At 70.4% G+C, this 12848-nt stretch carries 14 protein-coding genes; 11 read left to right on the top strand and 3 right to left on the bottom strand.

Annotated features, from left to right (window positions below; genetic code table 11):
- Positions 1-10 precede the first annotated feature (10 nt).
- A complete protein-coding gene (locus FHT32_RS03855) occupies positions 11-1453 on the top strand; it encodes a pitrilysin family protein (protein WP_176663294.1) in 1443 nt (480 codons plus the stop codon).
- A gap of 15 nt (positions 1454-1468) precedes the next feature.
- Positions 1469-2845: a pitrilysin family protein gene (locus tag FHT32_RS03850; protein WP_176663293.1), complete on the top strand. Its 1377-nt coding sequence runs from the start codon at positions 1469-1471 to the stop codon at positions 2843-2845.
- Between the two features lie 4 nt (positions 2846-2849).
- Here the strand turns inward: FHT32_RS03850 and FHT32_RS03845 are convergent, their stop codons facing one another.
- Positions 2850-3764: a LysR family transcriptional regulator ArgP gene (locus tag FHT32_RS03845; RefSeq protein ID WP_176663292.1), complete on the bottom strand. Its 915-nt coding sequence runs from the start codon at positions 3762-3764 to the stop codon at positions 2850-2852.
- A gap of 88 nt (positions 3765-3852) precedes the next feature.
- Here FHT32_RS03845 and FHT32_RS03840 point away from each other — a divergent pair, with 88 nt between their 5' ends.
- Genes FHT32_RS03840 through pcp form a run of 7 tightly spaced genes read left to right on the top strand, consistent with a single transcriptional unit; the run spans position 3853 to position 8881 of the window.
- Positions 3853-4491: a LysE/ArgO family amino acid transporter gene (locus tag FHT32_RS03840; RefSeq protein WP_176663291.1), complete on the top strand. Its 639-nt coding sequence runs from the start codon at positions 3853-3855 to the stop codon at positions 4489-4491.
- A gap of 35 nt (positions 4492-4526) precedes the next feature.
- Positions 4527-5204 carry an RsmD family RNA methyltransferase gene (locus FHT32_RS03835; protein ID WP_176663290.1) on the top strand — a complete coding sequence of 226 codons (678 nt, stop codon included), beginning with the start codon at positions 4527-4529 and terminating at the stop codon, positions 5202-5204.
- Between the two features lie 43 nt (positions 5205-5247).
- Positions 5248-5751 (top strand): pantetheine-phosphate adenylyltransferase, encoded by a 504-nt coding sequence (gene coaD, locus FHT32_RS03830; RefSeq protein WP_126025542.1) that lies wholly within the window; start codon positions 5248-5250, stop codon positions 5749-5751.
- 6 nt (positions 5752-5757) lie between these two features.
- Positions 5758-6420, top strand: coding sequence for a 5-oxoprolinase subunit PxpB (gene pxpB, locus FHT32_RS03825; RefSeq protein WP_176663289.1), 663 nt, complete (start codon positions 5758-5760; stop codon positions 6418-6420).
- Positions 6417-7415 (top strand): biotin-dependent carboxyltransferase family protein, encoded by a 999-nt coding sequence (locus FHT32_RS03820; protein WP_176663288.1) that lies wholly within the window; start codon positions 6417-6419, stop codon positions 7413-7415. The genes pxpB and FHT32_RS03820 overlap by 4 nt, the downstream gene beginning before the upstream one ends.
- 38 nt (positions 7416-7453) lie before the next feature.
- On the top strand, positions 7454-8194 hold the full coding sequence (pxpA, locus tag FHT32_RS03815) for a 5-oxoprolinase subunit PxpA (protein WP_176663287.1): 741 nt from the start codon (positions 7454-7456) through the stop codon (positions 8192-8194).
- 24 nt (positions 8195-8218) lie between these two features.
- Positions 8219-8881 (top strand): pyroglutamyl-peptidase I, encoded by a 663-nt coding sequence (pcp, locus tag FHT32_RS03810; RefSeq protein WP_176663286.1) that lies wholly within the window; start codon positions 8219-8221, stop codon positions 8879-8881.
- 20 nt (positions 8882-8901) lie between these two features.
- Here the strand turns inward: pcp and FHT32_RS03805 are convergent, their stop codons facing one another.
- Complete coding sequence (locus tag FHT32_RS03805) at positions 8902-9609, bottom strand: alpha/beta fold hydrolase (RefSeq protein ID WP_176663285.1); 708 nt, start codon at positions 9607-9609, stop codon at positions 8902-8904.
- 125 nt (positions 9610-9734) lie between these two features.
- Between FHT32_RS03805 and FHT32_RS03800 the strand changes: the two genes are divergently transcribed.
- Both FHT32_RS03800 and FHT32_RS03795 read left to right on the top strand, forming a co-directional pair.
- Positions 9735-10379: a Yip1 family protein gene (locus tag FHT32_RS03800; RefSeq protein WP_176663284.1), complete on the top strand. Its 645-nt coding sequence runs from the start codon at positions 9735-9737 to the stop codon at positions 10377-10379.
- Between the two features lie 31 nt (positions 10380-10410).
- Positions 10411-11109 (top strand): histidine phosphatase family protein, encoded by a 699-nt coding sequence (locus tag FHT32_RS03795; protein WP_176663283.1) that lies wholly within the window; start codon positions 10411-10413, stop codon positions 11107-11109.
- A 19-nt stretch (positions 11110-11128) separates the two neighbouring features.
- On the opposite strand, the gene FHT32_RS03790 is transcribed toward FHT32_RS03795, so the two are convergent.
- Positions 11129-12724, bottom strand: a complete 1596-nt coding sequence (locus FHT32_RS03790) for an amidohydrolase family protein (RefSeq protein ID WP_176663282.1) — start codon at positions 12722-12724, stop codon at positions 11129-11131.
- Positions 12725-12848: the final 124 nt, after the last annotated feature.

Raw genomic sequence — 12848 nt, 5'->3', positions numbered from 1 at the left:
GAGCCATTCTATGAAACACCTCCCGCCACGCCGTGCTGCGTCTGGTGCGGTGCTGGCGATGGCGCTTCTGGCGCCGTGGGCCATGCCTGCGCAGGCCCAGTCCAATCCGTCTTCCGCCGCCGCAGCAGCCGCGGCGCCCGGCCCCCAGCAATTCACCCTCGCCAACGGGATGACGCTGATCGTGCAGCCCGACCGGCGCTCGCCCACGGCGGTGCAGATGGTCTGGGTCCGCGTGGGCTCCATCGACGAGGTCGACGGCACCTCCGGTGTGGCCCATGCGCTCGAGCACATGATGTTCAAGGGCACCAAGGACATCAAGCCCGGCGAGTTCTCGCGCCGCGTGGCCGCCCTGGGCGGCCAGGAAAACGCCTTCACCACCCGCGACTACACCGGCTACTACCAGCAGATCCCGGTCGGCAGCCTCGAGCAGGTGATGAAACTCGAATCGGACCGCTTCGCCAACAACCAGTGGCCCGACGACGAGTTCAAGCGCGAGATCGAGGTGGTCAAGGAAGAGCGCCGCCTGCGCACCGAAGACCAGCCGCGCGCCCTGCTGGGCGAGCAGCAGAACGCCGCCGTCTTCACCGCCTCTCCCTATCACCGCCCCGTGGTCGGCTGGATGAGCGACCTCGACGCCATGACGCCCGAGGACGCGCGCGCCTTCTTCAGGCAGTGGTACGTGCCCGCCAACGCCGTGCTGGTGGTGGCCGGCGACGTCGACGTGGCGCAGGTTCGAGCCATGGCCGAGAAGTACTACGGCCGCATCCCCTCGCGCGCCGTGCCCGCGCGCAAGCCGCGCATCGAGCCGGCACAGCGCGGCATCCGCCGCATCGAGCTGAAGGCTCCCGCCGAGCAGGCTTACGTGTCGCTCGCGTTCCGCGTGCCGCAGCTCGCCAATATCGACGACGTGAACAGCGACGCCTGGGCGCTGGTGGTGCTCTCGGCCGTGCTCGACGGCTATTCCGGCGCCCGGCTCGACCGCGCGCTGACCCAGGGCCCCGACCGAGTCGCCGATTCGGCCGGTGCGTATTCGGGCTTCATCGGGCGCGGCCCGCAGCTCTTCGTGCTCGACGGCGTTCCGGCTGCCGGCAAGAGCGCCGAGGTGGTGGAAGCCGCTTTGCGTGCCCAGGTCGCGCGCATCGCCAAGGACGGCGTGGGCGAGGCCGAACTGGCCCGCGTCAAGACCCAGTGGGTGGCGAGCGAGACCTACAAGCGCGACTCGGTGATGGCCCAGGCGCGCGAGCTCGGCAGCAACTGGATCCAGGGCCTGCCGCTGGACGCCAGCGAGCGCATCGTCGCGCGGCTGCAATCCGTCACGGCGGCCCAGGTGCAGGCCGTGGCCGCGAAGTACTTCGGCGACGACCAGCTCACCGTCGCCACGCTGCGTCCCCTGCCGCCCGAGTCCAAGCCGCGCGGCCGCGGTTTCGCCGCTCCCGCGGGCGAAATGCGCTGAAAGGTCACCATTCCCATGCAGAAGACTTTCATCAAGACCGCGCGACGCGCGCTGCTCGCCGGCGCCATCGCCGTGGCGGGCATCACCGACGCGCAGGCCGCGCTGCCCATCCAGCACTGGACGCTGGCCAACGGCGCCAGGATCTACCTGGTGTCGACCAACGCGCTGCCGATCGTCGATGCGCAGCTCGACTTCGACGCCGGCAGCCGCCGCGACCCTGCCGCGCAGGCCGGCTTGGCCAGCGTGACCGCGACCATGGTCGAGAAGGGCGTTCGGGCCGGCAGGAACGGCGAGCCCGCGCTCGACCAGAACGCCCTGGGCGAAGCCTGGGCCGATCTGGGCGCGAGCTTCGACGTGAGCGCGGGCACCGACCGCACCAGCTATTCGCTGCGCTCGCTGTCCGATCCGGCGCTGCTGAACAAGGCGGTGGCGTTGGCCGCGCGCGAGATCGGCGAGCCCTCCTTCCCCGACGACGTGTGGCAGCGCGAGCGCGAGCGCATCAACGCCGCCATCAAGGAGGCCAACACCAAGCCCGCCACCGTGGCCGGCCGTGCTTTCGCGGCCGACGTCTACGGCGTGCATCCCTACGGCCAGGAAGTGAAGGAGGAAACGCTCGCGCGCATCGACACCGCCGCCATGCGCCAGCGCTACCAGCAGCTCATCGTGCCGTGCCGCGCCAAGCTCAGCATCGTCGGCGCCGTTACGCGCGCGGAGGCCGAGAGCATCGCGAACACGCTGCTGTCGCGCCTGCCCGGCCCCGAGGCCTGCACGCCGTTGCCGGCCATTGCGCCGGTGGCCGCGCTGACCGCGCCGAAGGACGATCGCATCGCCTTCGACTCGGCGCAGGCCCATGTGCTCATCGGCCAGCCCGGCTATCCGCGCAAGGACCCGGACCACTTCGCGCTCACGCTGGGCAACTACGTGCTGGGCGGCGGTGGTTTCGTCTCGCGCCTGATGAACGAGGTGCGCGAGAAGCGCGGCCTCACCTACAGCATCTACAGCGGCTTCGCGCCGGGGCTCGAGGCGGGCGCGTTCCGCGTCGGCTTCCAGACGCGGCCCGACCAGGCCGAGGAGGCCGTGAAGGTGTCGCGCGAGGTGCTCGCGAAGTTCGTCGCCGAGGGGCCGACCGCAGCCGAGCTGAAGGCCGCCAAGGACAACCTGATCGGCGGCTTCCCGCTGCTGCTGGACAGCAACCGCAAGCTGATCGGCAACGTAGCCAACATCGCCTGGCACGATCTGCCGCTGGACTACCTCGACACCTGGACCGCGCGCATGAACGCGGTCACGGCCGCCGACGTGAAGGCCGCCTTCCAGCGCAAGCTGCAGCCCGAGCGCATGGTGACGGTGGTGGTGGGCGGCAAGGACGCCAGGACCGCCAAGGCGCAGCAGTAGCAGCCTATTGGAGTGCGTGCGGGCCGCTCGTAGCGGCCGCGCGCACCGCGGCGCCGAGCCGCTCCAGCAGCTTCGGCGCTGCGCGCGCGTGCTGCCAGTAGAGCGGCACGGGCAGCATCGAGTCGGGCACCAGTTCGACCAGCCTTCCCTCCTTCAGCGCCCCGGCCACCATGCTGACCGGGTGCATGCCCCAGCCCATCCCCGAGCAGGCCGCCTCGACGAAGGCATTGGGCGAGGGAATCCAGTGCCTGGGCGTCTCGACATTGCGGTGGCAGATGCGCCGTACCCAGCGCGCCTGCAGCCGGTCTTTCCGATCGAACACCAGGCTCGGCGCTTCCGCCAGCGTGCGGGCGCCTACGCCTTTTGCGAAATGTTCGCGCACGAACTCCGGGCTGGCCGCCGCCACGTAGTGCATGGTGCCCAGCGCCTCGCTGTTGCAGCCGGCCACCGGCTGGGCCAGCGCCGTCACCGCCGCGAGCACCGCGCCGCTGCGCAGCCGCTCGGCCGTGTGGTCCTGGTCGTCCACCGTGAGATCTAGCAGCGCGCCCGGCTCCTGCGCGGCGAAGGCCGACGCGGCGGCGACGAACCAGGTCGCGAGCGTGTCGGCATTGACCGCCACGCGGATCGTGACACGCTCGCCGCCGGCTTCGTCGCCGCCCATGCCCAGGGCGGGCAGGGCGTCGCGCAGCTCGTGCTCCAGCATGCCCACGCGCTCGACGTGCCGGCACAGCTGCTGGCCGGCCTCGGTCGCCACGCAGGGCTGGCCGCGCACCAGCAGCGCGCCGCCGGTACGTTCCTCCAGCTGCCTGATGCGCTGCGACACCGCGGAAGGCGTGACGTGCAACGCGCGCGCGGCGCGTTCGAAGCTGCCTTCGCGCACCACGGCGGCGAGGGCGTTCAGGGCGGCGTAGTCGAGCATGGGATGAGTTTCGAAGAATGAAGAAAAACTGAATCGGCTTAAGAAAGTTTAGTTTGAGTTAATCCGATGCGGACGGCATCCTCGAAGCATGCAAGCCGTACAAGTCACCACCGCCCTCGCCAACGGGTTCTTCATGAGCCTGGTCCTCATCGTCGCCATCGGTGCGCAGAACGCCTACGTGCTGCGCCAGGGCCTGCGCCGCGAGCACGTGGGTGCGGTGGTGCTGTTCTGCGCGGCCGGCGACGCGGTGCTGATCAGCGCCGGCGTGGCCGGCATGGCGCAGGCGCTGAACGGGCGGCCGATGCTGGCCACGGTGCTCGCGGCGTTGGGGGCGGCCTTCCTGTGCGCCTACGGGCTCAGGGCGCTGTGGCGCTCGCGGCAGCCGGCGGCGCTGCAGGCCTCGGCGCAGGGCGCTTCCTCGCTGTCGCGCGCGGCGGTGGTGGCTCAGGCCGCCGGCTTCACGCTGTTGAATCCGCACGTCTACCTCGACACGGTGCTGCTCGTGGGCAGCGCGGGCGCGCAGTACGCGGGCATGCTCAAGCTCTGGTTCGTGGTCGGCGCTTCCATGGCGAGCGTGCTGTGGTTCACCTCGCTGGGTTTCGGCGCGCGGCTGCTCGCACCGGTGTTCGCCCGGCCCCGCGCCTGGCAGATGCTCGATGCGCTGATCGGCGGCACCATGCTCGTGCTGGCGGCAATGCTGCTGCGGCGCGCGTTGGCAGGGGCTTGAGAGTCCCGCGGATTTGGCGGCGTTAAGCTCGCCGCATGCCCCAGCACCAGAAGAAAGCCGCATCCGCCTCCCGATCCGCGCCAGCCGGCAGCAAGCCCAAGCCGGCGGTGAAGCGCCCCTCCAAACCCAGCGAGGTGCGCATCATCGGCGGCGAATGGAAACGCACCCGCCTCGCCGTGGCCGACAAGCCTGGCCTGCGCCCCACACCCGACCGCGTGCGCGAGACGCTCTTCAACTGGCTCGCGAGCCTGGCCGGCGCCGGTGGCGGCGAGCTGCCAGGCTGGCAGTGCGTGGATGCCTTCGCGGGCACCGGCGCGCTGGGTTTCGAGGCCGCCTCGCGCGGTGCGGCCAGCGTGCTGCTGTGCGAGCAGGACGCCGCGCTCGTCGCGCAGATGCAGGCGATCAAGACCAAGCTTGAAGCCGAGGCCGTTCGCATCGAGCGCGGCAACGGCGTCACCGCGCTCGAACGCGTGCCCGCGGGCAGCCTCGACGTCGTCTTCCTCGATCCGCCTTTCGACAACCTCGCGCTCTACGAGCCCGCGCTTCGCGCCGCTGCGCGTGCGCTGCGCCCCGAGGGCTCGGTGTACCTGGAGGCGCCGCGCCGCTGGAACGGCGAAGAGCTCGCGGCCCTGGGCCTCGCCGAGTTCCGCTACCTGAAGGCCGGCGCCGTGCATGCACATCTGCTGAGGCCCGCCGCGCAGGGGACTGCATAATCCGCCGGACAAGCCGCACCGGCAGCATGAGGAAGAAGCAACCATGGCTAGCAACGTCATCGCGGTTTATCCCGGCACTTTCGACCCCATCACCCTCGGTCACGAGGACGTGGTGCGCCGTGCCACCCAGCTCTTTTCGAAGGTGATCGTCGCGGTGGCGGCGGGCCATCACAAGAAGGCGCTGTTCACGCTGTCCGAACGCATGGACATGGCCCGCGAGGCCGTCAAGCCCTACAGCGACCAGGTTTCCGTCGAGAGCTTCTCGGGCCTCCTGCGCGACTTCGTCGTCGCGCGCGGCGGCAAGGCCATGGTGCGCGGCCTGCGCGCCGTGACCGACTTCGACTACGAGTTCCAGCTCGCCGGCATGAACCGCTCGCTGATGCCCGACGTCGAGACCGTCTTCCTGACTCCCAGCGACAAGTACCAGTTCATCTCCAGCACCTTCGTGCGCGAGATCGCGATGCTCGGCGGCGAGGTCCACAAGTTCGTCTCTCCCAACGTGGAGCAGCAACTGGCGGCAAAAGTCCGCAGCCTCGGACGTGAATAAGCCGCAATGAGCGGCTTCCCACCGCCCCGCCTGCATCTGCTGGGCGATGCAGCTCTGCTGTGCGACCTCCCCGCACCCGCCACGCTGGCGCAGCAGCAGCGCATCTGGGCCCTGGCCGAGCATGCGCGGGAGTGGCCCGGCGTCGGCGAGACGCTGCCGGGCATGAACAACCTCACGCTCACCTTCGACCCTGTGGTCGTCGATCTGGACACGCTGACCGCGCAGGTGCTCGAGGCCTGGCCGAAGCTGTCCGCTGGCGCTGTCAGCGGCCGGCTGGTCGAGATCCCGGTCGCCTATGGCGGCGAGCACGGGCCCGACCTGGCCGACGTCGCGGCGCACACCGGCCTCACGCCGGCCGAGGTGGTGCGGCGCCATACCGGCGCGGAGTACGTCGTCTACCTGCTGGGCTTCCTGCCCGGCTTCAGTTTCATGGGCGGACTGCCGCCCGAACTCGCCACGCCGCGCCGTGCCGAACCGCGTCTTGCGGTGCCCGCGCGATCGGTCGGCATCGGCGGCGAGCAGACCGGCATCTATCCGCTGGTGTCGCCGGGCGGCTGGCAGCTGATCGGCCGCACGCCGCTGGAACTGTTCGATCCCGCAGCCGAGCCGCCGACGCTGCTGCGTCCCGGCGACCGGGTGCGCTTCGTCGCCGAGAGCGTGCAGGCATGATCGCCATCCGCAAACCCGGCGTGCTCGCCTCGGTGCAGGATCTGGGCCGCCACGGCCATCGCCAGCTCGGCATCTGCCCGGGCGGCGCGCTCGATGTGCTCGCGCTCACGCTGGCCAACCGGCTGGTGGGCAATGCCGATCGCGCGGCGGGGCTGGAGCTCACCATGGGCGGCTGCGAGCTGCAGTTCGAGGCCGATACGCGCATTGCCTTCACCGGCGACGACTTCGGCGCCACCCTCGACGGCGCGCCGCTGTGGCCCTTTTGGAGCGTGCCGGTCGCTGCCGGGCAGACGCTCAGGCTCGCAGGCGCCAACGCCGGCGGCACGAAGAAGCCCGGCGTGCGCAGCTGGCTCGCGGTGGCGGGCGGCATCGACGTGCCGCCGGTCCTCGGTTCGCGCAGCACCGACCTGAAGGCCGGCTTCGGCGGACACGAGGGCCGAGCGCTGCGCAAGGGCGACCGGCTGCCGACGGGCGTTTCGATGCTCGATGCCACGCAACGCGAACGCCGGCCCTTCGGCATCCGCGGCCCCGACTGGGGCCAGCCCGAAGGCGACGGCGCGATCGCGCTGCGCGTGCTGCCCGGCCCCGAGTTCGAACTGTTCACGCTGGCCGCGCGCGAGCAGCTCTGGGGCGAGCGCTGGCGCATCACGCCGCAGAGCAACCGCATGGGCAGCCGCCTCGAAGGCGCCGAGCTCAAGCGCAAGCGCAGCGGCGACATGCTTTCCTCGGGCGTGATCCCCGGCACGATCCAGGTGCCGCCTTCGGGCCAGCCGATCATCCTGATGGGCGACGCGCAGACCACCGGCGGCTATCCGCGCATCGGCGTGGTCATCCGCGCCGACCTCTGGAGGCTCGCGCAGGCGCCGCTCAACGGCAGGCTGCGCCTCGTGCAGGTCGACCAGCCGCAGGCGCTGGCCGCATGGGCCGGCCAGCAGCGCTACCTCTCACAGGTGGCGCAAGGCCTTGCGGCTGCGGGCTGGCCGGTCGCGGCATAGACTGGCCGGAAACCGAGAGAAAGAAAGGAAGCCCCACCATGCAGATCGACCTCAACGCCGACCTCGGCGAAGGCGCCGGCAACGACGAAGCGCTGCTCGCGCTGGTGAGTTCCGCCAACATCGCCTGCGGCTGGCACGCGGGCGATGCGAAGACCATGCAGCAGTGCGTGCGCTGGGCCATGCGCAACGGCGTGGCCATCGGCGCGCACCCCAGCTTTCCCGACCGCGAGAACTTCGGCCGCAGCACCATGCACCTGCCGCCCGATGAGATCGTCGCCAACGTGCTCTACCAGGTGGGCGCGCTCGCGGCCATCGTGAAGGCCGAGGGCGGCAGGCTCTCGCACGTGAAGGCCCATGGCCAGCTCTACAACCAGGCCGTGAAGGAGCCCGAACTCGCCGACGCGCTGTGCGAGGCCGTGCGCCGCTTCGACCCTTCGCTCAGGTTCTTCGGGCTCGCGGGCAGCAACATGATCGACGCGGCCCGCCGCGCCGGCCTGGAGCCCGTGGAGGAAGTGTTCGCCGACCGCGGCTACATGCCCGACGGCAGCCTCGTTCCGCGCAGCCAGCCCGGCGCGCTGATCGAGAGCGAGGAGCAGTCCCTCGCGCAGACCCTCTCGCTGGTGCGCGACCGCCGCGTGACCGCCATCGACGGCAGCGTGGTGCCCGTCAATGCGCAGACCGTCTGCCTGCACGGCGACGGCGCCCATGCGCTGGCTTTTGCGCGCCGCATCCGCGAGCGGCTGGAGCAGGAAGGAATAGCCGTAGGGGCCATGGCCTGACGGCCCGAACGCGCGAGCCGTGCCGTGGCAGCCAAGGCCGTCAAAGTCCTGCTCACCGGCTTCGAGCCTTTCGAGCAGGAGGCGCGCAATCCCTCCTGGGACGCCGTGCGTGCGCTCGATGGCTGGAAGGTCGGCCGTGCGACGGTGCACGCCCGGCTGGCGCCCTGCGTCTTCGGCGATGCCATAGACGCCTTGCTGGCGGCCATGGACGATCTCAAGCCGCAGCTGGTGCTGTGCATAGGGCAGGCCGGCGGGCGCGCGGAGTTCACGCCGGAGCGCGTCGCCATCAACATCGACGATGCGCGTACGGCCGACAACAAGGGCCGGGAGCCGATCGACGTGCCAGTGGTGCCGGGCGGGCCCGCGGCGTACTTCTCGACGCTGCCGATCAAGGCGATGGTGCGCGAGCTGCGCGCGGCAGGCGTGCCGGCCTCGGTGTCGAACAGCGCGGGCACTTTCGTGTGCAACCACCTCTTCTACGGGCTGATGCACCGCATCGCGACGCAGCCGGTGGCGGGGCTGCGCGGGGGCTTCATCCACATTCCCTACCTGCCGGAGCAGGCGGCGCGGTTTCCGGGGGCGCCGAGCATGTCGCTGGAGACGATGGTCAAGGCGCTGCGCATCGCGGTGACCACCTCGCTGGCGGTGGAGCACGACATCGCCGAAACGGGCGGCCAGCTGCACTGAGCGGCCGCGGGCGTCCGGGCTCAGGCGGGGAAGTGCTTCGCCAGCCAGCGATTGAGCGCGGCGTTGACGATGCCGGGCTTCTCCATCGTCAGCATGTGGCCGCAGTCGGGTACCCACACCACCTCGGCCTGCGGCAGCAGCGCCGCCATCTCGGTCGTGCATTCGGGGGGCGCGAGCTTGTCCTCGTTGCCGCACATCAGCAGCACCGGCGCGCGCACCGATGCGAGGTGCAGGCGCGCGTCGGGCCGGCGCATGACCGCGCGGTTCTGGGTGATGAGCTGCTGCGCGCCCGCGCCCAGCACGATGTCGAGGTAGCGCTGCACCAGCGCCTCGTCGGCGGCCTGCGCGGGGTGGAAGGCGAAGTAGACGTTGGGCTCGATCACGTCGCGCAGCTCGCCGCGCTCGAAGTACTCGATGGCGCCTTCGCGCAGCGTGAACATCTCGGGCGTCTCGGGCCGCGCGCTGGTGCCCAGCAGCGCCAGGCCGGCGATGCGCTGCGGCGCCTGGCGGGCGGCTTCCATGGCGACCATGCCACCCATCGAGGCGCCGCACAGCACCAGCGGACCCTCGTTGTCGCGCAGCACGGCCGCGGCCATGCCCTCGATGGTGTCGTTGTGCCGCTGGACGTCGCTCACGCGGGCGCCGAAGGCAGGGGGAAGGGCGGGCAGCTGGGCTTCCCAGATGCGCTCGTCGCAGGCGAGACCGGGCAGCAGGATCAGATTGGGCATGGGCAGGGATTCTGCGCGATTGCGGCCCGCGGCGCAGCGGCATAGGTCGCGGCATAGGCCTCATGGCCAGCAGCCATCGCGCGCATGCCTCGGCACACTCGCAGGCAATGCAGAGGAACCCCGCAATGAATCTTGTCGAACGCGTCCAAGCCATCCTGCTCAAGCCGAAGGCCACCTGGCCCGAGATCGACGCAGAGCCGGCCGACGCCGCATCGCTCTACAAGAACTACGTGATGATCCTCGCGCTGATCCCGGCGCTGGCCAGCTTCATCGGCCTGTCGCTGATCGGCATCGGCGCCTTCGGCGTGAGCTTTCGCGTGCCGCTGGCGTCGGGGCTCGCGAACATGGTCGTGGGCTACGTGCTGTCGCTGGTGATGGTGTTCGTGCTCGCGCTCATCATCGACGCGATGGCGCCCACCTTCGAGGGCACGAAGAGCCAGATCGGCGCGCTCAAGCTCTCGGCCTATGCGAGCACGGCCGCCTTCGTGGGCGGCGTGTTCAGCCTGCTGCCTTCGCTGTCGGTGCTGGGTGCGCTGGCGGCGCTGTACGGCATCTACCTGCTCTACACCGGCCTGCCGGTGCTCATGAAATGCCCGCCCGACAAGGCCGTCGCGTACACCGCCGTGGTGGTGGTCTGCGCCATCGTCGGCGGCGTGGTGATCGCCTGGGTGCTGGCGCTGCTCACGCCGTCGCCGATGCGACTCGGCGCGGCGCCCGTGGCCGACACCGTGGTGGCGGTGCTGCAACAGGCGGTGCGGGCGAATACCTGAGCGTCACGCGCACGGTGGAAAATGGGCGGCAATGCCAACGCCCAAGCCCGAAACCACCACCGACCTGATCCTCATCCGCCACGGCGAGACCGCCTGGAACCGCGAGCTCCGCTTCCAGGGGCATGCCGACGTTCCGCTCAACGACATCGGCCACGAGCAGGCTCGCCGCATCGGACTGAGGCTGGCCAGCGAGACGGCGGTGCAGCACATCGTCAGCAGCGACCTCATGCGCGCGCAGCAGACGGCGGCGCCCGGGGCGCAACAGCTGTCGCTGCCGGTGGTCACCTCGGCGGCGCTGCGCGAGCAGTTCTTCGGCGTGGTCGAGGGCATGCGCTCCGAGGAGATCCAGAGCCTGCATCCGCGTGCCTGGGAAGAGTGGCTGGAGTTCCGCGAGGACCATGCCATGCCCGAGGGCGAGACGGCGCGCGAGTTCCACGCGCGCATCATCGCGGCGCTGGGCGGCATCGCCTCGGAACACCGGGGCCGGCACCTGATCGTCGTCACCCACGGCGGCGTGCTCGACATGGTGTGGCGCACCGCCAAAGGCCTGAGCCTGAGCGGCCCGCGCCGCAGCGACATTCCCAACGCGGGCTTCAACCGCATCCGCATCGCCGATCCCTCGCGGCCCGACGACATCGAGATCGTCGAATGGGCCGACACGCGCCACCTGGCCGACCTGCCGCCGCAGCCGACCTACGACCAGACGCGGCACCTGAAGAACAAGGGCTGAGCAAGCCCCTATTCCCTGCTCAGCCGCAGCTGCCGGCCTTCGGCGTGCGCAGCAGCGGCTGGCCGGCGCCCACGCCCGTGGGCTTGCCGCCGTCGACCGCCAGCTGGCCGTTCACCAGCACCGTGCTCACGCCTTCCGACAGCAGCGTCGGCTGCGTGTAGGTGGCCCTGGCGGCATAGCGGGCCGGGTCGAAAACCACCACGTCGGCGTAGTAGCCCGGGCGCAGGTGGCCGCGCTGCTTCAGCCCCAGGGTGTCGGCCGTGAGTGACGAGCTGCTGCGGATGAACTGCGCCAGCGAGATCGTGTGCTCCTTCACCACGTACTGGTCGTACTTGCGCGCGAAGGTGCCGTAGGCGCGCGGATGGCCGAGCGACGAATCCGACGAGGTCATGACCCACGGCCGCTTCATGAAGGCGCGCACGTCGTCGTCGCTCTGGTTGAAGGAGGCGATCATCAGGTCGCCGTCGCGCAGCACCGCGATGGCGGCGTCCACCGGATCGGCGTTCGATGCCTTGGCCACGTCGGCCAGCGTCTTGCCCACGTACTTCGTGCTGCCGGCCGAGAACAGGATGGCCTCGGGGCCGCCGCGCAGCCGCAGGTTCTCGCGCATGTCCTTGCGCAGGCGCTCCTGCTGCGAGGCGTCGTCGAAGCGCTGCAGCGTCGCCGCGCGGCCGCCTTCGTTGGCCCAGGGCGGCAGCAGCGCGGCCGAGAAGCGAGTGCTCGACGCGGTCCACGGATAGTGGTCGGCCGTGATGTCCAGCCCGCCCGCGCGCTCCTTCTCGATGCGCCTGATGATGTCGCCGCTCTGGCCCTGCACGTCGACGCCCAGCGCCTTGATGTGCGCCACGTGCACCGGCAGCTTCGCCTCGTGGCCGATGCGGATCACCTCGTCGATGGAGCCCTTCAGGCCGATGTTGTACATGGACTCGTCGCGGATGTGGCTGTCGTAGAGGCCGCCGTGCCGCGCCGCCACCTTCGCGAGCTCGATGACCTCCTCGGTCTTCGAGAAGTTCTGCGGCGTGTAGAAGAGGCCGGTGGAAAGGCCCAGCGCGCCCTCGCACATGCCCTGGCTCACGCGCTTCTTCATCGCCTCCAGCTGCTCGGGCGTCGGCGCGCGGTTGGCCTCGCCGAGTTCGCTCATGCGCACCGGGCCGAAGCCCACGTACATGGCCACGTTGGTGCCCACCGGCGCGGCGCGCAGCTTCTGCGTCTGCGCCGCGATGTCGAAGCCGCCGAAGCCGTCGTTGCCGATCACCGCGGTGGTCACGCCCTGCGTGACGAAGGGGATGTTCAGCCGTTTCTTCGGGTCGCTGGAATGCAGGTCGGCGTCGGCATGCGTGTGCGCGTCGATGAAGCCCGGCGCCACGACCATGCCCGTGGCGTCGATGACGCGCTTCGCGGTGAACTGTGCCGGCACCGCCTTGCCCGCGAACACGATGCGGTCGCCCGCGATGCCCACGTCGCCCACCACCGGCGTGTCCGAATCGCCGGTGAAGACCGTGCCGCCGCGCAGCAGCAGGTCGAGCGCGACCGGGGCGCCGTCGGCCGCATGGAGTAGAGGAGCGAAGGGCGCGAGGGCCGAGAGAACGGCCAGTGTGGCGAAGGACTTGTGCATGGAAGGCCTGGCCCGCAAAGGGCGTGTTGTCTGCATGAATGGAGCGGCCAGTCTAGGAGCCGCTCGCACGCTGTCGCCAATTCCTTTTGCACCATGTCCCATGACCTGAAGGCATGGGCTGCCG

Origin of the sequence: Variovorax sp. SG517 (genome assembly GCF_013376045.1) — a bacterium.
Lineage (GTDB): Bacteria > Pseudomonadota > Gammaproteobacteria > Burkholderiales > Burkholderiaceae_C > Variovorax.
Note: the sequence above shows the minus strand (reverse complement) of the source record. Positions and strands in the feature narration are given on the sequence as shown.